Origin of the sequence: Kribbella antibiotica (assembly GCF_004349055.1) — a bacterium.
Lineage (GTDB): Bacteria > Actinomycetota > Actinomycetes > Propionibacteriales > Kribbellaceae > Kribbella > Kribbella antibiotica.
Window position 1 is genome coordinate 1 of sequence record NZ_SMKX01000047.1, and the last position, 25298, is coordinate 25298.

The 25298-nt window shown below is 66.7% G+C and carries 23 protein-coding genes; 6 read left to right on the forward strand and 17 right to left on the reverse strand.

The genetic code is table 11. The annotated features are described in order from the left end of the window. Positions 1-242: 242 nt before the first annotated feature. From E1263_RS17915 to E1263_RS42770, 6 genes are read right to left on the reverse strand one after another with little or no spacing between them, the layout of a single operon-like run. Positions 243-2198, reverse strand: coding sequence for a vWA domain-containing protein (locus E1263_RS17915; RefSeq protein ID WP_132168750.1), 1956 nt, complete (start codon positions 2196-2198; stop codon positions 243-245). Next, positions 2198-3595, reverse strand: a complete 1398-nt coding sequence (locus E1263_RS17920) for an ATP-binding protein (protein ID WP_132168752.1) — start codon at positions 3593-3595, stop codon at positions 2198-2200. Before E1263_RS17920 ends, E1263_RS17915 begins: the two co-directional genes overlap by 1 nt. Before the next feature lie 18 nt (positions 3596-3613). After that, a complete protein-coding gene (locus E1263_RS17925) occupies positions 3614-4891 on the reverse strand; it encodes a serine hydrolase domain-containing protein (RefSeq protein ID WP_132168754.1) in 1278 nt (425 codons plus the stop codon). A 9-nt stretch (positions 4892-4900) separates the two neighbouring features. Next, a complete protein-coding gene (locus E1263_RS17930) occupies positions 4901-5611 on the reverse strand; it encodes a Clp protease N-terminal domain-containing protein (RefSeq protein WP_132168756.1) in 711 nt (236 codons plus the stop codon). Between the two features lie 50 nt (positions 5612-5661). Continuing rightward, entirely contained in the window at positions 5662-6828 is a 1167-nt protein-coding gene (locus E1263_RS17935) for a serine/threonine protein kinase (protein ID WP_165956662.1), read from the reverse strand. A 10-nt stretch (positions 6829-6838) separates the two neighbouring features. Continuing rightward, entirely contained in the window at positions 6839-7369 is a 531-nt protein-coding gene (locus tag E1263_RS42770) for a hypothetical protein (RefSeq protein ID WP_165956663.1), read from the reverse strand. Between the two features lie 89 nt (positions 7370-7458). Between E1263_RS42770 and E1263_RS17940 the strand changes: the two genes are divergently transcribed. From E1263_RS17940 to E1263_RS17960, 5 genes are all read left to right on the forward strand, one after another. Next, a complete protein-coding gene (locus tag E1263_RS17940; protein ID WP_132168760.1) occupies positions 7459-7782 on the forward strand; it encodes a hypothetical protein in 324 nt (107 codons plus the stop codon). Then, positions 7779-8069: a hypothetical protein gene (locus E1263_RS17945; RefSeq protein ID WP_132168762.1), complete on the forward strand. Its 291-nt coding sequence runs from the start codon at positions 7779-7781 to the stop codon at positions 8067-8069. Before E1263_RS17940 ends, E1263_RS17945 begins: the two co-directional genes overlap by 4 nt. Beyond that, entirely contained in the window at positions 8069-8743 is a 675-nt protein-coding gene (locus tag E1263_RS17950) for a hypothetical protein (protein WP_132168764.1), read from the forward strand. The genes E1263_RS17945 and E1263_RS17950 overlap by 1 nt, the downstream gene beginning before the upstream one ends. Before the next feature lie 214 nt (positions 8744-8957). Continuing rightward, complete coding sequence (mug, locus tag E1263_RS17955; RefSeq protein ID WP_132168766.1) at positions 8958-9458, forward strand: G/U mismatch-specific DNA glycosylase; 501 nt, start codon at positions 8958-8960, stop codon at positions 9456-9458. Between the two features lie 66 nt (positions 9459-9524). Continuing rightward, positions 9525-12848, forward strand: a complete 3324-nt coding sequence (locus E1263_RS17960) for a HEAT repeat domain-containing protein (RefSeq protein ID WP_132168768.1) — start codon at positions 9525-9527, stop codon at positions 12846-12848. Between the two features lie 2 nt (positions 12849-12850). Here the strand turns inward: E1263_RS17960 and E1263_RS17965 are convergent, their stop codons facing one another. The 9 genes from E1263_RS17965 to E1263_RS18005 all read right to left on the reverse strand — a co-directional run bounded on the left by E1263_RS17965 (position 12851) and on the right by E1263_RS18005 (position 22320). Further along, positions 12851-13813, reverse strand: a complete 963-nt coding sequence (locus tag E1263_RS17965) for a DNA polymerase domain-containing protein (protein WP_132168770.1) — start codon at positions 13811-13813, stop codon at positions 12851-12853. Between the two features lie 144 nt (positions 13814-13957). After that, positions 13958-14995, reverse strand: a complete 1038-nt coding sequence (locus E1263_RS17970) for a hypothetical protein (RefSeq protein WP_132168772.1) — start codon at positions 14993-14995, stop codon at positions 13958-13960. Then, the gene (locus E1263_RS17975) at positions 14992-15831 is read right to left on the reverse strand and encodes an acetylxylan esterase (RefSeq protein WP_132168774.1); all 840 of its coding nucleotides are present in this window, start codon (positions 15829-15831) and stop codon (positions 14992-14994) included. Before E1263_RS17975 ends, E1263_RS17970 begins: the two co-directional genes overlap by 4 nt. 1 nt (position 15832) lies before the next feature. Further along, positions 15833-16777: an acetylxylan esterase gene (locus E1263_RS17980; RefSeq protein WP_132168776.1), complete on the reverse strand. Its 945-nt coding sequence runs from the start codon at positions 16775-16777 to the stop codon at positions 15833-15835. Beyond that, a complete protein-coding gene (locus tag E1263_RS17985; RefSeq protein WP_132168778.1) occupies positions 16774-17874 on the reverse strand; it encodes an ABC transporter ATP-binding protein in 1101 nt (366 codons plus the stop codon). The genes E1263_RS17980 and E1263_RS17985 overlap by 4 nt, the downstream gene beginning before the upstream one ends. A gap of 4 nt (positions 17875-17878) precedes the next feature. Then, positions 17879-18772 (reverse strand): carbohydrate ABC transporter permease, encoded by an 894-nt coding sequence (locus tag E1263_RS17990; RefSeq protein ID WP_132168780.1) that lies wholly within the window; start codon positions 18770-18772, stop codon positions 17879-17881. Further along, positions 18769-19674: a carbohydrate ABC transporter permease gene (locus tag E1263_RS17995; RefSeq protein ID WP_132168782.1), complete on the reverse strand. Its 906-nt coding sequence runs from the start codon at positions 19672-19674 to the stop codon at positions 18769-18771. Before E1263_RS17995 ends, E1263_RS17990 begins: the two co-directional genes overlap by 4 nt. A gap of 1 nt (position 19675) precedes the next feature. Beyond that, positions 19676-21001, reverse strand: coding sequence for an extracellular solute-binding protein (locus E1263_RS18000; RefSeq protein ID WP_132168784.1), 1326 nt, complete (start codon positions 20999-21001; stop codon positions 19676-19678). Next, positions 20974-22320, reverse strand: coding sequence for a helix-turn-helix domain-containing protein (locus tag E1263_RS18005; RefSeq protein ID WP_202868940.1), 1347 nt, complete (start codon positions 22318-22320; stop codon positions 20974-20976). The genes E1263_RS18000 and E1263_RS18005 overlap by 28 nt, the downstream gene beginning before the upstream one ends. Positions 22321-22517: 197 nt before the next feature. Between E1263_RS18005 and E1263_RS18010 the strand changes: the two genes are divergently transcribed. Next, a complete protein-coding gene (locus tag E1263_RS18010; RefSeq protein WP_132168786.1) occupies positions 22518-23312 on the forward strand; it encodes a phosphotransferase family protein in 795 nt (264 codons plus the stop codon). 162 nt (positions 23313-23474) lie between these two features. Here the strand turns inward: E1263_RS18010 and dusB are convergent, their stop codons facing one another. Beyond that, complete coding sequence (dusB, locus tag E1263_RS18015) at positions 23475-24596, reverse strand: tRNA dihydrouridine synthase DusB (RefSeq protein WP_132168788.1); 1122 nt, start codon at positions 24594-24596, stop codon at positions 23475-23477. Positions 24597-24599: 3 nt separating this feature from the next. After that, positions 24600-25283 (reverse strand): hypothetical protein, encoded by a 684-nt coding sequence (locus E1263_RS18020; protein ID WP_132168790.1) that lies wholly within the window; start codon positions 25281-25283, stop codon positions 24600-24602. Between the last annotated feature and the right edge of the window lie 15 nt (positions 25284-25298).

Below are 25298 nucleotides of genomic sequence, written 5' to 3' on the forward strand. Positions count from 1 at the left end.
GCACTGATCAACCTTGGGGGACGCGATGCTCGCAGGCTTGGCACGGGGGTCCGGGTGCGGCATGCCGGGGTTGGTCAGTGGCCGGGGTACGGATCGCCAGGCCATCACAAATGAGGATCGCCGGTCGGCGCAGGCGGGGCCGCTGGCTGGGGCGGCAATTGTGATGGGCTGGGCGTCCGGGCATACGCCGAAGGGTCGCGCCCGCCAGAGGTGGCGAGCGCGGCCCGAGACGGATGGTGCGGTTAGAGCTTGCGGCGGGTTCGGAGGTAGTCGCCGACTACTGCGGCGCCCAGGCCGTCCACGTCTGGCGCGAGCACTCGACCACCGCTTCGGCGAGCAAGCAGATCGACGAAGGCGTTCAGCCGGGGGTCGTCGCCCAGGCGGAATACCGTCAGCGTCGCGCCTAGCTTGGCTAGGCGGTCGACCTCGAAGATGGTCTTGCGGAGCGTGGCCGGCTCCGGCGGGTACGAGAACTCCGCCGTACCGTCCGGCTCCAAGTGCGCGGTCGGCTCGCCGTCGGTGACCATCAGGACGACCGGTTGGGCGTCGGGATGACGACGGAGGTGACGCCCGGCGAGTAGCAACGCATGATGCGCGTTCGTGCCTTGCTCCCACGTACCTTCGAGACCGATCAGCTGCGGCAATTCGACGACTCCGGCGTACCGCCCGAAGGTGATCAGCTGCAGCGCGTCGTTCCGATAACGCGTTGAGATCAGCTGGTGCAACGCGAGCGCCGTCCGCTTCATCGGCAGCCAGCGGTTCTCCTGCACCATCGACCACGACGTGTCGACCAACAGCGCCACCGCGGCCCGCGCCCGGTGCTCGGTCTCGGCGATCTCCACATCCGCGACATCCAGCCGCACGGAACCACGGCCGATTCCAGCAGTCCGCAGTACGGCGTTCCGCACGGTCCGCGACACATCCCACGACTGCGTATCGCCGAACTGCCAAGGCCGCGTCGACCCACTCAGCTCACCAGCAGCACCAGCATTAGCCGCGTCCCGCTCACCCGACCCCCGCGAAGATCGCAGTACGTCGGCCAAGGCCGTCTGACCCAACTGTCGCAACGCCTTCGGCGACAACTGCAGTGAGCCATCCGGCGCCCGCTCCAGCAGCCCCTGGTCGCGCAACTGCCGCTCAAGCTCGCTCAACCGCCGAGCATCAACCGTCGCCTCATCACCGAGTTGCCGAGTCAGCGCCTCCAGGTCGATGTCCTCCAACCGTGCCCCCGGATACGACTGCGCCAACTGCTCAGCCAACGCATCCAGCTCAGCCAGATCCGACATCGCCCGAGCACCCTCGGCCAGACCGAGCGGATCATCACCGCTCATCCGCGCCGACCCAGACCAGTCCTCACCCGGCCGCAACGACTGCAGCTGCGAATCCAACTGCGCAAGCTGCTGCGCCAACTGCGGATTCCCGAACGCCTGTTGCGACAGCTCAGCAAGCTCTGCCCGCTGCTCCGGCGTCATCGAATTCATCATCCGTTGCGCCGCAGCCGCCCGAGCAGCCAGTACGTCGATCAGCTCCTCGACCGTCCGGGGATTCTCCGGAAAGAACTCCCCGTGCTTGGCCATGAACTCTGAGAACAACGAAGGCACATCAGGCCGCCCCTGCGCATGCGCAGCCAGCAACCCGTTCAGATCCCCGAGCATCTCGTTGATCCGCTCAACGTCCTCCGGCGTCGTCTGCTGCAACGCATCCTTCAGACCCTCGAACCGCGAACCGAGCAACTCCCGCCCGAGCAGTTCGCGAATCTCCTCGAACTTCTGCCGGCCCTCCGCGGACTGCCAGTCGTACGACGCCAGCTCCCGTACGGCGGCCGCCGTACCGGAAGGCAGTGCGTCCAACTGCACCTCGCGGAACCGCGCATCGTCAGAAGGGTTCGGGAACAGCTCGCGGCGTTCCGCCTCCAACGCTTCATCCAGCAACCGCTGGACATCGCGCAGAGTCCCATCCAGGTTGTGCCGCCGCTGAATCTCCCGGCGGCGCTCCCACAACCGCCGGGTCAGATCATCGAGGCCCTGCGTCCGCTCGGTACCGCGCCGGAGCAATTCCTCCAGCGCGGACCGCGGCGAGGACCCGTTCATCACATCGCGCCCGATCTCGTCGAGCGCGTCCCGAAGATCCACCGGCGGCGCCAGTGGATCCGGCCCGTCGTGCCAGGGCCCGTAGGACCAGCCTTCCGGGATGGTCATCAGACGCCGTACACCGTGTTGTCGTCGTCGGCGTCCTTGGCCACTCGCTTGGACAAATAGAGAGCCTCCAACGCGAGCTCGACCGCCGCCGCAATCCGGCCCGGCGACTCGTCGGCGTGTACCCCGGCCCGGGCCGCGACATCGTGCAGTACCGGAAGCTCTGGCAACGCAGCGAGCACGTCCTTGCCCGGCACTCGCTCACCGGTGACGACAAGGTTGCCCTCAGCAACAGCATTGGCGAGCGGCGTCAGGTCGAGACCGGCAAACCGCTCCCGCGCCGTGTCGGCGACCGAGCGACGCAGCAGGTACTCGAGCAGCTCGACCTCGCGCCCCTCCTCCCCCGGCTCGAACTCCAGCTTGCCCCGCAGTACGGCGGGCACCGCGTCGAGGTCGACCGGCCGAGCAACCGCCGGCTCCTCGCCGGTGATCGCACTCCGCCGCAACGCAGCCGCCGCAATCGTCTCCGCCGCCGCCACCGCGAACCTGGCAGAAACACCCGAGCGCTGGTCAATCGCGGGCGACTCCCGCAGATGCCGGACGAACCGCGCCAGCACCTCCAGCAGCGGCTCCCCGACCTCGGCCGTGAGGTCGGCCTCCTGCCGGATCACGTCGATCTCGGACTCAATGTCGAGCGGGTAGTGCGTCCGCACCTCCGCGCCGAACCGGTCCTTGAGCGGCGTGATGATCCGGCCGCGGTTGGTGTAGTCCTCCGGGTTGGCCGTTGCCACCAGCAACACGTCCAGCGGCAGCCGCAGCGTGTACCCACGGACCTGGATGTCGCGCTCTTCCATCACATTCAGCAACGCGACCTGGATGCGCTCGGCAAGGTCCGGCAGTTCGTTGATCGCCACGATCCCGCGGTGCGCCCGCGGAACCAGCCCGAAGTGAATGGTCTCCGGGTCGCCGAGACTGCGGCCCTCGGCAACCTTCACCGGGTCCACATCGCCGATCAGGTCCCCGACAGACGTGTCCGGGGTCGCCAGCTTCTCGGCGTACCGGAGACTGCGGTGCAGCCAAGCGACCGGCAGCTCGTCACCGAGCTCGGCCGCGCGGCGGATCGAGGCAGGGGTGATCGGCTCAAGCGGATGTTCGGGGAGCTCGGCGCCCTCGATCACGGGGGTCCACTCGTCGAGGAGCCCCACCATGGTGCGCAGCAGCCGGGTCTTGCCCTGGCCGCGCTCACCCAGCAGGACGACGTCGTGCCCCGCGATCAGAGCACGCTCCAGTTGCGGAATCACCGTCCGGGAGAATCCGACGATGCCGGGCCAGGGATCGCGCCCGGCCCGGAGTTCTTTGAGGAGGTTGTCACGAAGCTCGGCCTTGACTGACCGAGGCAGATAGCCGGCGGCCCGAAGGTCACCAGCCGTACGAGGAAGTTCAGCGGGTGCACTGGTCACGACACGACGTTAGCTCGCTCACCCCAAAAGTCGAGGCGTAATTCGGCCCGAGGTCAGAACGTGAGACTCCTTGAACGTCATCGGCACCCACGGATGCCGCGGGGAGTCACGGAGGACGAAGTGGTTGCCGTCGGCAGGTTCAGTGAGATGCAGCTCGAACTCGGTGACCGGATTCTCGGCAAACGCGAGCCGGTCCCCCGTCGCCTGATACTGCGCCCAGAGCCGACCATCACGCCGTACGACGTCAAGTCGCACTGAGGCGCGTTCGTACCGGCCGACGTGGCGGTCGTCGGAGGGCTGGTCGATCGGTTGCGGTGGGGTCGGGTGCGCAGCGCCGGTGAGCTCGGTGAAGACCTCGGTGGCGAGCGGTTCGAAGAGCGCGTTGCCGTTGCCGGAGTTGGTGAGCAGGCAGACGATGACGTCAGCTTCCGGATCGACCCGGAGGTAGGCGAGCTGCGAGATCGTGGCGCCGTCGTGGCCGAAGAGCTTGTGACCGCCCCAGTCGTACAAACGCCAGGTCAGGCCGACGTCGAACCCACCCGAGCCGCCGGTGTCGATGCCCTGCGGATCGCGCATGGCAACGTAGCGAGCGGCGAGGTGCTCGCGAGCAAAGGTGATCAGGTCGGCGGCAGTGGATGCGATTGTGCCGGCCGGGCCGATGCTGCGCGGAAGCTGCCAGGTATGCACCGGTACGCCGTCGATGTCGCGGTGACCGACGGCGGCCCGGTGCAGGATCGCCTCTTCGGGCAGTGTCACGGTCTTGGTCAGACCGAGCGGGTCGATTAGGCGGGCGCGAAGGGATTCGTCCCAGCCGCGGTCGTCGAGCACCTCGATGAGGCGGCCGAGCAGGACGAAACCGGCGTTGCAGTACGAGTACGCCGTACCGGGTTCGAAGAGGAGTTCCACGCCGGCGAGAAGGGCGACGTACCGCTCGACACAGTCGTCGCCACGGCCGGTGTCGGTGAAGACGTCGCCGTCGATGCCACTGGTGTGGGTGAGCAGGTGCCGGACGGTGATCCGCTGGTCGATCGGTGCTTCCGGCAACAACTTCACGACGGGGTCGTCGAGGCCGAGACGGTTCTCCTCGGCGAGCTGGACGATCATCGTCGCGGTCCACGCCTTGCTGATCGACCCGAGATGGAAGATCGAGTCGGCGGTCGTCTCGACACCGGTCGCGACGTTCAGGACGCCGTACGGCGTGATCGTCAGCTCGCCGTCGGCCCAGATCCCGAGCACCGCGCCAGGCACCGCGGCCGCTTCCGCCAACTCACTCAACCGCATCGACCAGTCAGGCATGCCGCCAATCTACTTCGCGACCTGGTCCAGCAACGTGCGGATGTCCTGAAGCGCAGTGTCCTCGTCGAGGCCCTGCTCGATCAGGATCTTCGTGGCCTTGCCGCCGGTGTCGCGGTAGAACGCGAGCAGCAGGTGCTCAGTGCCGACGTAGTTGTGACCGAGCGTCAACGCCGACGCCACCGCGCCTTGAAGGACATGCGTAGCACTCCGCGTGTACGCCGGGTCTTCCGGAGTGATCGGTTTCGCCGGCGCCTTTCCCGCGCTCGGACTGGCGAGCTCGACCGCCTTGTACAGCTTCTGCTCGGTGAGACCGCGGCCGATCAGCACCTGACTCGCCAGCGCCGAGGGCTGCGTGAAGAACGCGAGCAGGATGTCCTCGGCCCCGACAAAGTGCAGGTTCCGTCCGTTCGCGACATCGACCGCGGCCCGTACGACGTTCGCCGTACGGGGTGTGAAGCGGTCGAAAGTCTTGGCGCCGAAGGCATCCGCGAACCGCTTGTGCGCGGCCTGCTTGCTCACCCCGAGCACTGCACTGATCTCGACCCACGACTTCCCCGCGCCGCGCGCCCGGTCGACGAAGAACCCGAGCGCCGCATCACCGGTGCTGGTCAGTTCACTGATGGTCGAGGCCGCTTCGCCCAGCTGAACGAGCTCGTCGTCGCTACCGGCGTCGTCCTTGATGGTGTTGATGAGTTGCTGCAAATCCGGTCCAGGAGTCATGCGTCAACCTTAGGTTGACGACCCGTGTTGCGTCAACCCTGGGTTGACGATTAGCAGCTATGCCGCACGTACTCCGTCAGCGACCACCCGGTCCGCCCGTCGGGCAACCGCACATGCACCCAGGTCTCCCCGTCCCGCTGCTTGATCGGCGTCAACCGATCCCCCCGATAGACAGTCGCCACCACGGCTTTGCTCCGCGGCGCATCCCGCACCGTCGCATCCTGAGCACAAACCGTCAGCTCCTCAGTCGCCGACCGCTCTTGCATAAGCACCGCGGCTATCCCAATCCCCAACACGGCAACACCAGCCGCCGCCACCCCCACAAGCCGTCCCCGACCCCACGACCGGCGGCGAATTGCGGCGACCCCGTCCTTTGTCACCTCAGCTCCACGCAAGGCGGCAGCGAAGGCAGCGGCGGTTGGGTAGCGGTCGGCCGGATCCTTCGCCATGGCTCGGCGGATGACTTCGTCGTACTGGTCGTTGCCACTCAGCGGCGGCGGGAGCATGGCCACTGCGTAGGCGAGTTCGGGCAGCGTCCGCCGTTCATACGGACGGCGTCCGGTCAGCAAGGCATAGAGCGTTCCACCAAGTGCGTAGACATCGGTGGCCGGCACCACGGGATCGCCGCGCCATTGCTCAGGCGCCATGTAGGCAACGGTTCCTGCCATCGACCCCAGCGACGGACCCGACGGCGTACCGCTGTGCAACCAGGCATCGCCACTCAGATCCAGCCCAGTAGTCGACTCCAGACTCGCCAACTGCCGAGCGACCCCGAAATCAGCGACCATCGGACGACCGTCATCCAGGATGATGTTCGCCGGCTTGAGATCCCGATGGATCACCCCAGCACAGTGAACGGCATCCACCGCGTCGGCGACCTCGGCCAGCAGCTCGACAGCGCGCTCCGGAGTTAACGGACCCTCAGAGTCCAGTAATTGCTGGAGATCCGGCCCGCTGAGCCGGTCCATCACCAGCCAGGCCTGGTCGCGTTCACCGCCGACCTCGTGCACGCGCACAACCCCCGGGTGCACAACGGATTCGGCCAGCCGGGCCTCACGGCGCAGCCGGTCACGGTACTGCGGGTCGACCAGCTCCGGATGCACGACTTTGACCGCGACAGACCCCCCATCGGCCAGCCGGACCCCCGCGTACACCACCCCTGTCGCACCCGCACCCAGCGGCTCCGCCAGGCGGTAGCCAGGTACTTCGACGATCACGGCACGCACACTAACCCGCACTGTCTGCTTCCGGAAGGGATTCTGCTGCCAGGTCGACGAGGGGTTCGAGTTGTGCCACCTCAGCAAGCACTTTCCGCCGAAATCTGTGCAAATTGCCGGGGTCCGGCGCGCGCAACGGCGACAACAGTTGCCGTACGGCGCGCCCCAGCGGATCGTCGGCCGCATCCTCGACGATCGGCAGCAGCTCGCGCGCTTCGGCCAGCGACTGGCTGAGCAGCTTCAGCCGGATCGGCTCCTCGAGCAGCAACGCGGCCACCCGGAGCATCCGCCGACCAGCCTTCAACGCCAACTCGGGACTGATCGGCTGCGCCGGCGAATCCCGCTGCGACCGGACCACGGCGATCCAGGGCTCGATCGTCGTACCCCGCCAGATCGGCCCGGACGACAACTCACCGTCAGGTTCGGGGATCCCGTGACTGCGGCGGCGGCGCCAGGCCGTGACGAGCTGCCGGTTCAGGCCGAGTGCGTCCGCGATCTCGGCGATGCCGTAGAAAGCCTTGCGTTCCGCCCGAGCGCCCATCGGCTCACTGTATCCACTGATGACAGGCATTGCCATCTTGGGCGACACGTTTTACCGTCATCTCAGCTGACAACTCCATGGAGGTTCTGATGACAAGGAAGTCCGCCCCCTTCCTGCTCACCGCAATGGCCGTGACCGGCGCCGTACTGGCTGCCGGCACCCAGGCCGCGGTGGCGGTCGAGGTCCCCGAGCACGCGGTGATCACGTGCCAGGACGCGACGATGTACGAGAACTACAACTTCGCCCTCCCCGGCCCGGTGAACAAGCTGCGCGTTCTCGAGCAGGGCAACAAGGTCGGCCACAGCCGCGGCAAGCACCCGGTCTACAACGGCTGGGCCTCGATCCAGGACTTCGGCCCGAACGACTGGGGCTTCGTCCGCTATGAGTGCCTCGGCGGATGGGGTTCCTGGTGAACGCGCGTCGGGTGTTCCGCGGTACCGCGCTGGCCGGTGCCCTGCTGATCGCCGGTGCCGGACTGACCGCCGTACCGGCAAATGCCGCCAACGGCCGTGTCGGCGTCCGCGAGACCGTCTGCGCCGCCGACCTCGAGTTGCGCACGAAGCCCTTCGGCGCCCGGATGGGCACCCTGCACAAACCGCAGACGTTCCTGGTCAAGCAGATCAGCGGCGAGTGGGTCTTCGGCTTCGCCTACGGCGACATCAACCACGACGGCTGGGTCCAAGACGGCTGGTTCTGCTGATGAGGCGTCTCCTTGCTGCCCTCGTCGTCGCCGGCCTCTGCGTTCTGGCCTCGCCTGCCTATGCCGTCAACCAGTACGTCACCAAAGGGAATGTCACCAAGCCGGCCGCCTGCAACAACTTCGGGATCATGCCCGCCGGTGGCTGGCTGGCCAACAAGTCGTGCGGATACGTCATGGGGACGGCGGTCGCCGGTACCCGCTTCGACGTCCACACGACCACGCCGAACAACTTCCACTTCGGCCGCTGGCGCGCGGGCGACGGCTCGAATTTCTGTGCCTTCCTCGTCCCCGGCGCCCTCAACACCTCGAGCTCGACCCCGGTCGCCGCCAGTTGCAGCGACGACACCAGCGCCCGTCTGTCCCACCGCCGTTCGTTCGGCCGCGACTTCGACGCCGCCCCGCACACCGGCAACGGCGCGATCATCGTCCGCATCAACCCGTCGGCCTGCACCGGCTACTACAACTACTTCGTCGACAGCGACTACGCCTCCGGACGTCTCCACGACCCCGTCGGCTTCGCCCTCCCCACCACCGGCGGCTACCGCTACTCCACCAACGACCGCGGCGCCTCAATGATCCGCGTCGACGCCCTCGGCGAAACCATCTGGCTCTTCGTAGCCCGCTCCTGCATCGCCGCCCAACTCCCCGCCACCCTCAACAACGACAACGACTGACCCTCCGAACGACAGGACGTATACGTCTACTACCCCGCCACCGGGAGCCACCGCCCCGAGCCCCCGCGGCCGGATCAGACCTATACGTCCTGTCCTTGGGAAGCAGTCGGCAACGACATGAGGTAGTCCCTTCCGATCGCCCCGGGCCCACCATGCCCGGCGTGGGGAGTCGGTCGCGGGCGGACCACCTCATGTTCTTGGCTACGGTTTCCCCATGCAGCCGCTTCCTGACATCATCGGCCCCGCACTCAGGGTTCTGTTCTGTGGGATCAATCCCGGGTTGATGTCCGCCGAGACCGGGCATCACTTTGCCCGGCCGGGCAACAGGTTCTGGCCGGCGCTGCACTTGAGCGGCTTCACGCCTCGGCAGCTGAAACCTGCGGAGCAGAGCGAGTTGCTGAGCTGGCGGTTGGGGATCACCAATGTGGTCGAGCGGCCGTCGGCGAAGGCCGGAGAGCTGAGCCGGGCCGAGTTGGTAGCGGGCGGTGAGCGGCTCGTCGAGCGGGTGCTCAAGCACCAGCCCGAGTGGCTGGCGGTCGTCGGGGTGACGGCCTACCGGGATGCATTCGGCGAGCGTCACGCGCAGATGGGGCTTCAGGAGAGACGGATCGGGTCCACTCGGGTCTGGATCCTGCCGAACCCGAGTGGACTCAACGCGCACTACACCTTGCCGAAGCTCGCTGCGGCGTTCGCCGAGCTTGAGCACGTCAGTTGAGGGCCGTTTTCAGCGTGGAGATCGCGTCCCTCCCCCATTGGCTCCGTCATTAGGCAGGATGGCCTTATGCGTGCCAAGGACCTGCTGCGTGCCATCGACAACCTCCCGTACGGCGAACGCCAGCGCCGCGTCATCGCCGACGCGCGCGCCTTGAGCGCGACCGACCTGCAGTCCTTGCTCGGCGAACTCGCGACCGGTACGCCGTTCGAACGCACCCTCGGCCTGACCGTCGCGGAAGCAACCCGCGATGTCGCGTACGTGACGCGCCTCCTCAACGACCCGATCCCGACCGTCCAGTCCCGCGCTCTCGCCGCGGTCGGCAACGGCGTCCCGGTCTCCGACGACGACCTCCGCATCCTGTACGACGACGCTCCCGCGACTCTCCGCGGTCAACTCCTGCAGGTGGTCCGCAAGACCGGCCGTACCCTGCTCGCCACCCGCCTGATCGACGAGCACCGCGAACGCTGGGGCGACCAAGCCGCAGCTTCCCTCCTCATCGCCACCGACGACGAGACGGTCGAACGTCTCCTCCCGGATCTCGCCTACTGCCTCAGCAGCGGCGAATGGCGACGGCTGGGTGCGAAGCGTCCAAAGCCGGTCTACGACTACGCGCTGCGCACGCTTCCGACCGGCCCGGACCGGGACGAGTGGTGGCAAGGCCCAGCCTTCGGTATCACCGGCCTGCTCGACCACGATCCGCAGCGAGCCACGAACCTTCTGATCCGCGCTCTTCCCGACGATCAGTTGCCAACGGCAATCATTGGTGTCCTGGGTCGGCTGATCGACATCGATCCGCTCTTCGTCGAGCTGCTCCTGGAGCCCGAGCGAGCGCCCATCCTCCACCGAGTCCTCACTCCGGCCGTCCGCCGCCGGCTCAACCGGTACGCCGACGACGACCTGATCGCCCTCGGCGAACTGATGTGGCCGGACCCCACCAACCTGCTCGAAGACCTGCCACCAAGCCGCCGCGCAGCCATCTTCACGGGCATCACCAAGTCCGTCGACCTGAGTCAGGTTGTCCTCCCCGTCTGGCTCCTCGACGTCCTCCCACAACAACTGCGGTTCGAGCAGGCACGCCGCATGCTCACCCTCCGCGCCGTCGCCGACAGCGACAGCCAGCGTCGGGAGACGGCCGGCTTCCTCCCATACGACGAGGCGTTCGCCCTGCTCGAGCCCGACATCAACCGGCCAGATGCTAACGACCGCGCCGACGTCTACCGCGCGGTGATCTACGCCGCGGGCAGATCGCGTCAAGCGGCCGCGATCGAGAGTGCGCTCGCGTGGTCGACCCGCGTCCGCAACGACCGCGACTCCGTTCGGCAGAGCGTGGTCCAGGCCATCAACGAACTGCCACCTTCGACGCTGACCGACCAGTTGACCGGCTCCCTTCAGACCCTGCTGACCAGTGCTCTGGAAGCCCGCGACACCGGCTGGTCCACTCGCGACGCGCTTGGCGACATCGCGCTGACCGCGATTACACAAGGGGCCGCACGCAGCCAGCTCGCGCTGCTCGAATGGGGTCTCCAGGCCCACGCCCGCATCACCGAGAACCAAGGCACGTTCATGCTCTACGGCGTGATCGACGGCCTGCCCCGCGGCCAAGAGCTGGCCGTGTACGACGTACTCCGCAAGTACATCGACGACGCCGTAGCCCGCAATGAATTCCGGCTGCCGTTCGCAGTCGCCCGTGCCTTCGACGACCGCGGCTGGACGATCGAGCATCTGCAGGACGCACTGGAGAAGGGCGTCTGGTCCAACCAGGAATACACCGTCGGCGAGGCCTGCGAACTCTGGTTGTGGCGACGCGACACCCGCGCCGAACGAGTCGAACAGATCATCAACCGCGATCTCGGCATGGCCCAATGGCTGCACGTCTGGGGTGCCGTCACCGAACTGCGAACCGACCTCCTCGACGTCGTCCTCGCCGAACCGCAGCGCATCCACCGCTTCGACCGAGACCACCCGAACTGGGAGGTTCCCGACCGAGCCTTCCGTGCCTGGCTTCCCCGCCAGCACGCCCGGTACGCCGAACTGGTGGCGGAGGCAGCCGGCGACGAGCGCATGCCTGAGTCGGCGCGCGCGGCCGCCGTCGCCACACTCGGCTGCATTCCAGAAGCGGGCCGAGCCGCGCTCGAACCGTTCCTCCAGCACGACAACGTCTTGCTCCAAGAGGCCGCGCTGAGCGCGCTCGCCTGGACCGACTCCCCACAAGAAGCCTTGCCGACCCTGCTCTCGCACGCCAACGACGATCGGGCCCGAGTCGCTCTGTACGCCGCCAGCCGGGCGGCACGGTTCGTCCGGCCGAGCATCTTGCCGGGGCTGCTGCATCCGATCCTCGTCGGCGACGGCGCGAAGGTGACCGCGCGCAAGGAGGCCGCGCGCCTGCTCGGCTCACTCCGCGCGCCGGGGGCGAGCGCCGTACTGGCTGATGCTTGGGCTGAGGCACATCGGGATGTCCGAGCCGCGATCACCAGCGCCGCCTCGCTCTACCTGCTGCACGAGCCCGCGAGCTGGGCGTTGCTGCAGGAGGCGGTCCACGACAGCGAGGCCACCGCGATCGCACTCACGCATCGACCGGCGTACGGGCTGGCCACGAAGTACCGGGCGCGGTACGCCGAACTGGTGGTGGCGGTCACCAACCGGCCCGAGACCGAGGCTGTGCGCAGCGCCCTGCTCGCGCTGCCGCGGTGGGCACCGTGGAGTCCTTCGGTGGCGCCCGTCTGCGCCGGCTTCATCTCCGACCTGAACTCCAAGGTCTGGAGTGAGGCGACCACCTCACTGATCGCAGTCGTCGCCGCCGACCCGAGCCTCGGGCTCGACGAACTGCAGGCGGCCGTCCGGCTGCTGGTTCGGGCTGAGAACGACCCGGGCCTGCCGAACGCGCTGCCGCACCGCGATCATCCAGCGCGGCAGCGCCTGACCGCGCTTGGTGCGCGACTGATCCGGGCCCTGCACGGAAAGCCGGTCGAGGTTCGACAGACGCTCAAGGTCATTGCGGCCGAGCTCGACAGCCCAGAGTTGCTCGACCTCCGGCTCGATCTGTTGGTCCAGGGAATCGCCTGGGACCAGCTCGCGACCGAGCTCCCCGATTTGGTCGAGGCGGTCGCCGGGCGGCCGATCGTTGCCTACAACACAGCAACCAGGCTCGGCAGCCGACTCAACCGGTACGACGTTCAATGGACGCCGGACCAACTTGAGTCGACCGCTCGTGCGCTGGCGCAATCGCCGGAGTTGATGGCCGGGCTGCTGGCCTGGGCGATCATTGCGGAGGCCGGGCGGCGGTCGGGGTGGGCGCAGGGATGGCGGGAACTGCTGGTTGCCCTGCGCAACCACCCGCAGGCTGACGTGCGGCAGGCGGCGCTGGAAACGGTGACCGCGAACGAGAGCTGAAGTCAGCTGCCCTCGGCCTCGCGTTGGGCTCGCTTGCGTCGTTTACCTTCGTGCATGGCGACGACGCGCGCGATCGGGATCGCCCGGCCCTCCTCCAGCAGGTCCTCCGGCAACGACTGCGGTTCCGGCAGCTGGCTGGCCCACCGATCGACCCCGCTCAGCAGCTCGACCGCGGTCTTCACGGTGAAGTCGCGCGGACTCACCCGGTCGAGGTCGTCCCACCCGACCGGGAACGAAACCGGCGTACCGGGCCTGATCCGCGGACTGTAGGCGGCAACCAGCGTCGCTCCACCCGCCCTCGTCGAGTCCACGAAGACCTTCCCGTACCGGTCCTCCTTGATGTAGGCCGTCGTCGCTACCTCGGGGTCGATCCGCTCAGCCCGCGCCGCGATCGCCCGCGTCGCGGCGGCCGCATCGTCGACCGCCACCGTGGCGTCGATCGGCACGATGACGTGCACACCCTTGGCGCCGCTCGTCTTGACCGCCCCGTTCAGCCCCGCGTCAGCCAACGCCTGCCGCACCAGGAACGCCCCCTGCACCGCTTTGGCGAACGTGTCATCGCCTTCCGGCGGATCGAGATCCAGCACGAGGTGCGTCATCCGATGGTCCAGCATCAACGCCGGGTGATACTCGACCGCCCGCTGATTCGCGAACCACAGCAACGTCCGCCGGTCGTCGCACAACGCATACGAGATCTCCCGCTTGGACGCCTCCGCCCAAACCTGCGTTCTCCGCACCCATTCCGGCGTGTATTTCGGCAGATTCTTCTGCATGAACGCCGGCTGCCCCGGCCGAATCCGAACCACCGACAACGGCCGCTCCCGCAACCCCGGCAGCATCCACTCCCGCACAGCGTCGAGGTACTCGACCAGATCCCGCTTGGTCGCCTCCGCCCCATCGAACAACGGCTGATCCAGGTTGGTCAGATCAACGCCGTCCCGCGTCTCATCCACCTTGCTCGCCATCCCCCGACCCTAACCCCGCCACCGGCTCGGAAGGTGTACACAAGGACTGTTAGTAGTAGCCGAGCACGGGACAGCCGCCGCTCAGCGGCCGCTCGTATTTCCCCTGAACATGCACCTCTAACAGTCGGTGTGTACGCCCTGGCGTCACGTGAGGAGCTGGAGAAGGGCATCGAGGACGATCTGGTCCTCGCCTGGTTGGAGGGTTTGAGGGTTGAGGGCGATCTCGTCGTCGCCGACGCGGTAGATGCCGACGGCGATTCGGGGGGCGCCGTTCCAGAGGGCGTCAATCACGCGTTGGCGATCCGGCACGCGGACTACGCAGCGGCCGTGGGGTTGGCCGGCCTCGCTTGGGTAACCCCGGTACGCCGTGACGCCGGGGAGACCCTTGAGCCCGTCGACCCAAAGTTCGACCGAGCGTTCGTAGCCGGCGATGATGGCGTCCTCGTCCTGGTCAAGCGTCCACTCGACCGCAGCGAGGATGCCGGCGAGTTCTTCCTTGCCCACCTTCATCCCGCGACCGATCTGCTGATTGGGCGATGCATGCTGGAGGCAACGGTCCACCAACCACCGCCGGCCGAGCACAAGCCCGGTGGTCTGTGGTCCGCGCAGCCCCTTGCCGCCGCTGACGATCACCGCATCCGCACCAACCTCAGCCGTGAAATGCCACAGCGTCGACACCGGCGGAATCTGCGCAGCCGCATCCACAATGACCGGCACGCCGGCCGCTCCCGCGATCTGAACCACGTCCTCGATCGGCAACGCGCCGGCCGCGTAGTGAGCGCCCGCAAACCAGAGCACGCACGCAGGCCGTCGTACCAGCGCGGCCTCCAACTCGTCCGCGCTAGGGCCGATCTCGACCACCCGGGCCCCGATGAGGCGGGCGGAGTAGTCGTAGCCGTTGCGCTGGGAGGCAAACATGACCACCTCAGCCTCAACCGGGAACGACTGCGCCGGCTCACCAATACACGACGCAACGACCAACGTGATGGCGGCCGCGGCGCCGGCAGTCACGCAGGCGGCTTCGTTGCGAGTGAGCACGGCAAGCCGCTCACCGACCTCTTCGTAGAGTGAAGGCAGATCGACAAACCCACCGGCCGCCTCGACCATCGCCGCGATGACCGGCGGCGGCATCAGCGAGCCGCCGAGCACGGTGACCGTCGCGTTCGCGTTGATGATCTTCATCGGACGAACTTCGACATCGCCGGTACGCCGAGCTGTCCGGCCAGCCAGGCGTCGTAGAAGTCAGCGTCCGTCCCGTCGAAATGAGTCACCTCGTAGGACTCGCCGGCCGGCAACGCCTCCATCAGCGGCGCGTACCAATCGACGTCCTCGACACCGATCAGTGTCCGGGCCGCAACGGATCGCGCATGCCGGATGGGGTCGAAGTACGAAAGCGTGTGTTCCAGAGCTTCGGCTGCGGAGCCGGTGCGGAGATGGTCGTTGAGTTCCTCGAGTGGGTAGTGACTGGATCTCAACCGCGCCTCCATCGCCCGATACAGCACCATGTCCGACACCCGCACTGCGCTCACCGACGGTCGCCGCGCCGCGGTCAGGATCGCCAACTCGTTGCCCACGGCAGCGACCCGATCGACCTGGGCCAACCCCGACAAGAACTCGGCCGCCCGTAAACAGTCCGCCACGATTCCCCGGTAGACATAGGTCGCCGGATCGTCGATCCCCAATGTCAGCAACCCCGGATACGCCGCCTGAAAGGACTGATCCGACAACCGCTGGCCACGGTGCATCAACGTCAGAACGACGTACCGCGAACGGTCGTTGAGGTGCGCCATGTTGTTGACGCTGCCATAGCGCGGCACCTGCAGCAGCCCTGGGAACGGGCCCTCCCCAGCCGGGATGCTGAGGGAGCCGAAGATCCGGTGTGGACCGACGCTGGTGAGGCGGACGGTGAAGCTGGTTGCTTCCGCGGTCGTGCGGGCCGGGACCGGTTCGAGCACCGGCCGCGCCGCAACACCGGCCAGCTCGTCATCAACAGCATTCCAATACGAAGCGAAGTCCACGTCAGATCACCGGCTTCAAATGGTCAGCCAAGCTGAGATGTTCTGCAAGGAAGGCCTCAACGACCCGCATCACCCCAGGCAGCCCGGCATGATGCGCGCAGTGCTCGTACGTCCGCAGCGTCTTCGGACACGTCAGCACCCGATGCAGCGCAAACCCGGTCTCCGGCGGACAGACATCATCCTCAAGCCCGAGATAGATGAACGTCGGCGCCTTCACCGCAGGCGCGAAATTCAGCCCGTCGTAGTACGCAACCGTCTCCCGCACCCGATCCACATCCTTCGGATGCAGCCGCAGGTACTCGTTGATCTCCTCATACGGATACGACCGCGTCAGGGTCGGCGCATCCATGATCCCGCACAGGTACGGCGCTCCACACGCGACCGCCTTGATCACGTCCGGCCGCAAAGCCGCCGTACTGATCCCGAGCCCGCCGCCCTGGCTAGACCCCGCCAGCCCAATCCGCGAACCGTCGACCTCAGGGCGTTCCAGCAGTAGGTCAACTGCGCGCACCACATCGAGGTAAAACCCGCGATACCCGTACGTGTGGTGGTCCACGATGTTGTTCGTCAGCAGCCCCGGATACCCCGGGTTGAACACCGCGTTCGACCGCAGCTTCCCGCGCGGCGCGACCGCGAGCGCGGCATACCCGAGCTCGGCCCACTCCTTCGGAATCGTCGGCTCCGAGATATACCCCGGGATCGTCACCAGCCCCGGGTACGGCGCCGTGCCATCCCGCGGAACGGCGTACCAGCCGGCCACCCGCAGCCCACCGAAACTCACATACGAAACGTCATAGACAACAACCGTCGAGGTCGACAACGTCGGCATCTCGGTCAGCACCGGATCCAGCCCGTACGACGCGCAGTCGGCCAACCCCGCCGCCCAGAACTCGTCGAAGTCGGCCGGCCGGTCGACGGTGATCGTCGCGGTCGACGGATCTCTCACGCGACCGCCTCCTGTCGCGGCGCTTGCAGGGCAGCGCCGTCGGAGGCCGCGAACAAGTGCAGCCGCTGCGGATTGAACCCGACGTACACCGGCGCATCATGCCCAAGGCGGAACGGCGTCGGCACCCGAGCCTTGACCAGCTCCCCTTCGATCCGCACCGTGACCAGTACGTCGGGCCCGAGCGGCTCCGAGACGAATACTCGCCCCTGGCGGTATCCGGCAACCGGGGTCGGCGACAACGACACGTCCTCCGGGCGAACCCCGAGCACCACCTCAGCGTCGGCGGGTTGGTCGCCGTACAGGGTGATCTCTTGCGTGAGTGCGTCGCTGCGGAACATCCGCACGCCATCGACATCGGCGAGCCGGCCGCTGACGAAGTTCATCGGCGGTGAGCCCATGAACGACGCGACGAACCGGTTCGCCGGCCGCTCGTAGATCTCCTCCGGTGTCGCGCACTGCTGGATGATGCCGTCGCGCATCACCGCGATCCGGTCGGACATTGTCATCGCCTCGACCTGATCGTGCGTCACGTAAATGAACGTCCGCGCCACATCAACATGCAGCCGCTTGATCTCCGCACGCATCAGTACCCGGAGCTGCGCATCCAAGTTCGACAGCGGCTCATCCAGCAGATAGGCCCCCGCGTCGCGCACGATCGCCCGGCCGAGTGCGACCCGCTGCCGCTGCCCACCGGACAACTCACGCGGCTTCCGATCGAGCAGATCCTCGATATCGAGCGTCCGCGCAGCCTGCAGCACCTGCTCATCGATCGTTGCCTTGGGCACCCGCATCATCTTCAGCGCGAACCCGATGTTCTGCCGCACCGTCTTGTGCGGATAGAGCGCATAGCTCTGGAACACCATCGCGACATCGCGCTTGTTCGCCGGCAACCAGCTGACCGGCTTCCCGTCGAAGTAGACGTTGCCGCTGTTCGCGCGCTCCAGCCCACAGATCATCCGCAGCGTCGTCGACTTCCCACAGCCCGACGGACCGACCAGCGTCAGGAACTCCTGGTCCCGGATCGTCAGGTTCAGATCGTCGACGACCAGCTTGCTGCCGAACGACTTGGTGATGCCTTCGAGTCGTACCTCTGCCATCGTCTCAGCCCTTCACAGATCCGGCGGCCATTCCCTGAACCAGCTTTCGCTGGAAGAGAAGCGCCAGTACGAGTGGTGGGACGACCGCGAGCACTCCGGCTGCGGCCATCACGGTGAACTGCGTGTTGAAGTCGGTGGCGAAGTTCGCCGCCACCACCGGAATCGTCTTCGCGGCCTTGGTACTGGTCAGGAACAGCGCGAACATGAACTCGTTCCACGCCGTCATGAACGCGAACACCGCCGCCGCCACCAGCCCCGGCGCCGCGACCGGCAGGAACACCGACCACATCGTCCGGAACCAGCCGCACCGATCCACCCGAGCCGCTTCCTCGAGCTCCCGCGGTACCGACCGGAAGAAGTCCTTGAGGATCCAGATCGTGATCGGCAACGCGAACGTCGTGTACGACAGGATCAGCGCCAGATACGTATCGAGCAGCCCGAACTGCCGCATCAGCAGGTAGAACGGGATGATGATCGCGATCCCCGGCACCATCCGCGTCAGCAGATACAGCACCAGCAGCACCTGACTGCCCTTGAACTTCAGCCGACTGAACGAGTACGCCGCAAACGTCGCCAGCACCAGATTCAGTACGGCGGTCGCTGACGCCACGACGAGGCTGTTCCGCAGCGAGTACGGCGTCTCCGACACCGCGCGCCCACCGACGAGTTCCTGGGCCGAGTTCGGATTCACGAACCCGAGGTAGTTCTCCAACGTCGGATTCACCGGCACCCAGTGCGGTGGCACCGACAGCGCATCAGCCTCGTGCATGAAGCTCATCGCCACAATCCAGTAGAACGGCAACACCAGATACAACCCGAACGCGATCGCCAGCACATACAGCGCGATCTTCTTCCACGGAATGCGATACCTCAACGGAACCTGCACCACAGTGCTCATACTTCGAAGTTCCCCTTTCGGTACAGCAGGCCGATGTAGCCGACCGAGATGATCAGGGTGATCGCGGTGATGACCCATGCGTAGGCGCTGCCGAGGCCGAAATCGGTGAACGTCAGCACCGTCTGTACGTCGAGGAGGGCGATCGTGGTCGTGGCATCGCCCGGACCGCCACCGGTGAGGACGTAGATCGTGTCGAAGGCGCGGAAGGCGTTCATCGTTTCCAGGATCAGGACGATGAGCAGCGGATGGAGGAGCCACGGGACGGTCACCTGGGTGAACCGTCGGAAGGCGCCGGCGCGGTCGACGGTGGCAGCGTCGTACAGCTCCGAAGGGATGGTCGAGAGACCGGCCAGGAGGATGATCACCGAGAACGGGAGGGTGTTCCAGACCTGCGCCAACGCCGTGAAGAGGAAGGCGCCAGTACTGGAGGTCAGCCAGGCTTGGTAGCTGTCGATCAGGCCTAGCTGAAGCATTAGTCCATTGAGCGCGCCGGTCTTCGCGTCGAAGATCGTGCGCCACATCAGGCCGTTCACCACGCCGGGCATTGCCCAAGGCAACAAAGCGAGACTGAGCAACAGACCACGGCCGCGGAACCGTTCGTTCAGGACCAAGGCCAGGATGAGCGCCAGGACGACGGTCAGGCCGAGGACGACCACCACGAACACCGCGGAGACCTTCAGCGCCGACAGGAATGCATCGTCGCTGAACAGGGCCTTGTAGTTGTCGAGGCCGATGAACCGCTTGGCTTTAGGGCGCTTCAGGTTGTTGCGCTGCAGGCTGACGTAGAACGAGTAGCCGATCGGGTAGGCGACCAGCAGGGTGATCACCGTGATGGCCGGGGCGTTCAGGGCCCAGGCCTTCGCGGTGTCGCCGAGCGGCCGGCGTTCGGTCAGGACACTCACGTCAGGAGTACTTCTTCTTGAGGGTCTCGGCGCTCTGCGCGAGGCTCGCCACCGCGGCGGACGGCTGCACCTGGTTGCTCAGGACGCCCTGGACCACCTTGTGCATCTCGGTCTCGAACTCGGTGTACCAGGCAACGCCGAGCACGTTGCGAGGCCGGGCGATCTCAGCCAGGTGGGCGTAGATCGCCGGGTCGGCGAACTTCTTCAAGGAGGCGAGGACGTCCGCGTCCTTGGCCATTGCCTTGTACGCGAAGCCCAGTCCGCGTTCCTGGAACCAGAACTTCGCCGTGTTCGGCTGCTTGTTCGCGTCGAGCCCACCGAGGTAGGTGAGCAGCTTGAACGCGTCGTCCTTGACCTCGGTGTCCTTGGCCAGGCCGTACATCCGGGTGTTGCTGATGGTCCCGTGCACCTTGCCGTCCAGGCTCGGGACGAGCGCCATCTTCATCTTGCCGGCCGCCTTGGACTTCGAGGCATCGTTGTAGTCGCGCAGCGCATACCGCGCGCCGATCGTGAAGGCGTACCGGTTGGCCTTCATCGCGTTGTCGACCGGCACCGGCAGTAGCTGCAGCGAGGCCGGGTCGAGCACCTTCGACTTGTTCGCCGCGTTCTGCAGCCAGGTGAGGACGTCCTTCGTCACCGTGTCGGTGGTGTTCATGATCGGCGCCTGCTGGTTGTCGAACAGGTCACCGCCGCTGGCAAACACCAGGCCCCACACCCACGCCCACCAGGTGTCGGACAGCTGGGCCGGCAAGCCGATCGGGTGCTCGAGCAGGCCCATGCTCTTGATCTTGGCGGCCTGAGACTCGAGCTCCTCCAGGCTGGCGGGCGGTTTGCTGAAACCGGCCTTGGAGAGGATTTCCGCGTTGTAGATAAGACAGTTCGAGTCGGTGTAGTACGGCAGGCCGTAGCGCTTGCCCTGGTACGTCATCGCCTCCGCGTTACCGGGGAAGATCGACGAATACACCTCGTCCACCCCGGGCAGGCCGTCGATCGGCTGCAGGTACTCGCCTTCGACCCAGGCGGCGAGCGAGTCGTCGTACACGTAGAGGGCGTCCGGGCCGCCGCCACCGGTGAACTCGGCAACGACCTTCTGGACGTACTGCGCGCTGGTGATCGGCGTGTAGTTCACCTTGATGTTGCTGGCCTGTGTGAACTTGTCGAGGTTCTGCTGGACCAGAGTCGCTTCGTAGTCCCAGCCCTCGAACTTCACGCTGCCATCCCCGGCTGCGGGCTTGCCGTTCGAGCAGGCGGCCAGTAGGCCGGGCGTGGCCGTAGCGGTCAGGCCGAGGCCGGCGAGCTTCAGGACCTGGCGGCGGTTGAACTCCATGATGTGGTTCCCTTCGCTAATGCGTGGGCGATGCGAAGCCGATAAAGACGTGTGGGACGTCCTTTGGGATGGTGCTGGGCAGTTCCCTCGTCGCTGACCAGGCCGCCGGCGTCGAGGGTGCGGATCAGGCGGCGACCGCTTTGATCCGTGATACCGAGCCGGTCGGCGAGCTCTCCAGGCGAGATCGCGCGGCCTTCCAGCTCGTGGTCCAGGGCCGCCAGCCGCGACACGGTGGCTGCGCTGAGGCCAACGGACTTTGCGAGCAGTTCGACGTGTTCGCCGTGCTCGCGGTAGGAGAAGCTGAGTGCCTCGCGGTCAGAGGTGGTCAACGGCCCCATCGGCCCGATGATCACTCCGCTGTCCTCGATCAGGTAGGCACACGGCTCGTTCTCCTGCTCGGCCCGCGCCGCGGCCTGCTCGGCGAGCAGCACACAACTACGGGCGGAGACGCCGACCCCGAAACCGGCCGAGACCTGCGCACCGAGCGCCGTACCGGCTTCGGCGAGAGCCGGTACGGCGACCCAGTTGCGGGTCACGCGCTCGAACAAGGCCTTGTGGGCAAAGACAACGACGCCGCGGCGACCGCGGTCCTCGATCCAGGCCCCGGCGAATTCGGGGGTGTTGAGCAACAAGTTCATCAGCCCGACCCGGGCGCGTTCTTCGTCGGCCGACTGCGAGATCAGGAAGACGCCGGCGGCGAAGCGTTGCGCGCTTGCCCGGTCCGACTCGATGCGCAAGGCAAGCTCATGCAGCTCGGTGCGGATCGTCGCCGGGACCGGCATCCCGCTCATGATCCCGATGGCGGCGTCGGCCAGTTGCTCACGCACCGCGGCGCGCACGCTGATCACGTAACCACGATCACCGAAGCTCCGGTACGCCGTACGGTGGAAGTCGAGGATGTCTTCGACGGACTGGGTCGGCGAGTACGGCAGCGACGCGATCTGGTCCCGGTCGAGCTCCAGGGCACTCGCCACCGCGTCGACGGCCTCGGCCGGGAAGGTGTCGATGCTGACCGGCAGCCGGCCCCAACCGCGCTGTTGTGCGCGGTAGAGGGCGAGCGTCAGGTCAAGGGCAGACGGCCGGACCACGCCTACTGGCAGGCCTGGCGGGAGCAGTTCGCGACTAGCCGTATACGGGACCGGGCCAGCTAGGAAGCCGTCGAGCCGAGTCGTGCTGAGGAACTCGGCGACCTTGTCGCGGACGTTCTCCTCGTGGTCGTAGCTGACCCACTCCAGGTCGACGCCGCGCAACGTACTGGCCGCCTCGCGGAACAGCACGCCGTGCGTCTCGTGGGTCACGACGCCGATCACGATGGACAACTGCACTCCTTTACGCTCTATGTTCGACAGCATCTATTTACGAACTACGTTCGGAAGTGACTCGTAAGTCCGATGCGGACCAACGTCCACCCTCGGGCTATGTCAGGTCAAGGGATGGGAGCAAAGAAAATCTGCTGGTAACACGGGTTGGGGTTAAACGAGTCGCGTGGGTGGCGAGCGCCGGATACGGTCGCCGGGTGGATGTCGAACCGGCGGTAGCAGTGGCCAAGGCGATCGCGTCGGCGGCGGACGCGATCGTGCTCAACGCATCGAACAAGGTGATCCTGCGGCTGCTGCCGAACGACGTCGTCGCGCGGGTGGCGTTGGCGGATGAGCACGGGTTCGAGCAGGAACTGGAGCTCGGTCGGCATTTGGCTGAAGGTGGGTATCCGGCGGTCGCGCCGGCCGATCCGAAGGTCTACGAGCAGGACGGCATCTCGGTCAGCTTCTGGCGGTACTACGAACCACAGGCGCCGATCCCGCCGGCCGAGTTCGCTGCGGCGCTGCAGCGACTCCACGAGGGGATGCGGGAGGTCGACGTACCGACCCCGCATTTCATGGATCGGGTGGTGGAAGCCACGTATGTGCTGGCGAATCCGGCCCTCTCACCAGAGGCGACCGAGGCCGATCGGGACCTTGTGGTCACGACGCTGACCAGGGCCAGCCGAGCAGTCTTGGATGCGGGTGCCCCCGAGCAACTGCTGCACGGTGAACCGCACCCGGGGAACCTGCTGAGTACGACGGATGGACCGCTGTTCATCGACTGGGAGACGGTGTGCCGCGGGCCGGTCGAGTTCGACATCGCGCATGCGCCGGAAGAGATCGCCGCGCACTATCCGGGCATCGATCCGGAACTGGTGCGGCAATGCCGACTGCTCATGCTGGCGATCGTCATCGCCTGGCGCTGGGAGCTTGGCGATCAACTCCCCAACGGCAACGCCCAGCGTGCCGAATTCACCGCGAAACTGCGCGCTGAGCTCAGCGGGAATTAGGGCGTGTCTCTTAAGTCCGCGCCGTAGCGAGCATGTGCTCGGTGCGGTGCATCGGTGCGCTGGAGGGAAGGCCTCGATGCTTTTCCATCGTGGCCTTCCCTCCAGTGCGGCGAGGTGCCGTGCCGGGTGCAGCGCAGTAGGCGGGGGCTTAAGAGACGCGCCCTAGCCGCCGGAGACGCCGATTTCGGCGTCGGCGAGGTCCTCGGTGAGACCGTCGGTGTTGTCCAGCCAGCCGTGCGGGAGGATGACGCGCTCGCGGGGACTGCCTTGGCGGCCGCGCGGAGCACCCAGCTCACCGGTCGGGAAGGGGACGGTCGGGTCGAGCTGGCTGAGGAGCTCTTCCAGGCTGGCCAGGTTTTCGACCATGCCGAGGGCGGCGCGGAGCTCGCCGCCGGCCGGGAAACCCTTCAGGTACCAGGTGACGTGCTTGCGGAAGTCGCGGAGACCGCGCTGCTCCCCCATCAGCTCGGCCAGCAACTGACCGTGCCGGCGCATGACGGCCGCGACCTCACCGAGCGTCGGCAGGTTGAGCGCGTCACCGCCGTCGAAGGCCACCGCGAGATCGCGGAACAACCACGGCCGTCCGAGGCAGCCGCGGCCGACGATCACACCGGCGCAGCCCGTCTCAGCGACCATGCGGAGCGCGTCACCGGCCTCCCAGATGTCACCGTTGCCGAGGATCGGAATGTTCACGTGCTCGACCAGTTCGGCGATCTTCGTCCAGTCCGCCTGGCCCGAGTACGCCTGCGCGACCGTCCGCCCGTGCAGCCCGATCGCGGCCACGCCCGACTCCTCCGCGATCCGGCCGGCGTCGAGATAGGTCTGGTGCTCGAGGTCGATCCCGATCCGGGTCTTCATCGTGACCGGAATCCCGTACGGCGCAGCCGCCTGCACGGCCGACTTCAGGATCGCGCCGAGCAGATTGCGCTTCCACGGCAGCGCCCCGCCGCCACCCTTGCGGGTCACCTTCGGGACCGGACACCCGAAATTCAGGTCCACGTGAGCGACGCCGTACTGGTCGCAGAGCAGCTGGACGGCCTTGCCGATGTAGACCGGATCGACGCCGTACAGCTGGACCGAGCGGACCGTCTCGCGGTCGTCGAACGTGAGCATGTCGAGCGACTTCTGGTCGCCCTCGACGATGCCGCGCGAGGTGATCATCTCGCAGACGTACAGCCCGGCGCCCTGCTCAGCACACAACCGCCGGTACGCCGCATTGGTGATGCCGGCCATAGGCGCGAGCACCACTGGGGTATCGATGGTCAGATTGCCGAGCTTGAGCATTTATCAGGCCTTTGCGACGAGGATCTTGCCGTCGCCGGAGATTCGAGCGTTATGGGGAACGACCGCGTTGGCGGTTGTGGTGACATCACAGCGGATGCCGTCACCTGTCGATGGTACGACGGCGACCAAGTCCATGGTGCAGGTGATCTTCGAAGCGTCCGGCACCGCGCGGACAACCGCGTCGACGACCTTTTCCTTGACCACGGCAACTTGTTCGGACGTGAACTTGTACGACGCGTTGTACGGCTGGGCGTCGACCGTCAACGTGCCGGTGAGCGACTTCCCGGCGTACGTGACTGTGCACTTCAGGGTGTGCTTGCCGGGCTTGTCGGCGTCGTTGAGGCCCGGGCAGTTGACCGTCGTCTTGGCGGCCTTGCCTGCCGTGACCTGGGTCTGCTTGGCGATCGCGAAGCGGATCCGGTTGGCCAGCGGCGCGTCGTCGGCGGGTGCGCCCGTGACGACCGGGGTCGGGAACGGCTTGGCCGGCTGCGGGATCGGCTTCAGCGTCGGGGTCGACGCGGTGGGGATCGGCGCGGTGGACGGGCCGGAGCTAGTGCTGTTGTTCGGTGCTGACGGGCCCGACTGGGGGTCCGTGTCCGAGCACGCGGTCAGCAAGAAGACAGCCAGCGCCGAGACTCCGAAGACGGCCAGGCCGAAACGTACTCGTTCACCCGTCAGCAATTTCATGTCAGAACTCTCGCA

Bases quoted from the DNA above. Each gene is read 5' to 3' on its own strand.
- E1263_RS17915 (WP_132168750.1), bottom strand. From the start codon at position 2,198: ATGACCATCCCGGAAGGCTGGTCCTACGGGCCCTGGCACGACGGGCCG.
- E1263_RS17925 (WP_132168754.1), bottom strand. From the start codon at position 4,891: ATGCCTGACTGGTCGATGCGGTTGAGTGAGTTGGCGGAAGCGGCCGCG.
- E1263_RS17930 (WP_132168756.1), bottom strand. From the start codon at position 5,611: ATGACTCCTGGACCGGATTTGCAGCAACTCATCAACACCATCAAGGAC.
- E1263_RS42770 (WP_165956663.1), bottom strand. From the start codon at position 7,369: ATGGGCGCTCGGGCGGAACGCAAGGCTTTCTACGGCATCGCCGAGATC.
- E1263_RS17940 (WP_132168760.1), top strand. From the start codon at position 7,459: ATGACAAGGAAGTCCGCCCCCTTCCTGCTCACCGCAATGGCCGTGACC.
- E1263_RS17950 (WP_132168764.1), top strand. From the start codon at position 8,069: ATGAGGCGTCTCCTTGCTGCCCTCGTCGTCGCCGGCCTCTGCGTTCTG.
- mug (WP_132168766.1), top strand. From the start codon at position 8,958: ATGCAGCCGCTTCCTGACATCATCGGCCCCGCACTCAGGGTTCTGTTC.
- E1263_RS17960 (WP_132168768.1), top strand. From the start codon at position 9,525: ATGCGTGCCAAGGACCTGCTGCGTGCCATCGACAACCTCCCGTACGGC.
- E1263_RS17965 (WP_132168770.1), bottom strand. From the start codon at position 13,813: ATGGCGAGCAAGGTGGATGAGACGCGGGACGGCGTTGATCTGACCAAC.
- E1263_RS17970 (WP_132168772.1), bottom strand. From the start codon at position 14,995: ATGAAGATCATCAACGCGAACGCGACGGTCACCGTGCTCGGCGGCTCG.
- E1263_RS17985 (WP_132168778.1), bottom strand. From the start codon at position 17,874: ATGGCAGAGGTACGACTCGAAGGCATCACCAAGTCGTTCGGCAGCAAG.
- E1263_RS17990 (WP_132168780.1), bottom strand. From the start codon at position 18,772: ATGAGCACTGTGGTGCAGGTTCCGTTGAGGTATCGCATTCCGTGGAAG.
- E1263_RS18000 (WP_132168784.1), bottom strand. From the start codon at position 21,001: ATGGAGTTCAACCGCCGCCAGGTCCTGAAGCTCGCCGGCCTCGGCCTG.
- dusB (WP_132168788.1), bottom strand. From the start codon at position 24,596: ATGCTCAAGCTCGGCAATCTGACCATCGATACCCCAGTGGTGCTCGCG.
- E1263_RS18020 (WP_132168790.1), bottom strand. From the start codon at position 25,283: ATGAAATTGCTGACGGGTGAACGAGTACGTTTCGGCCTGGCCGTCTTC.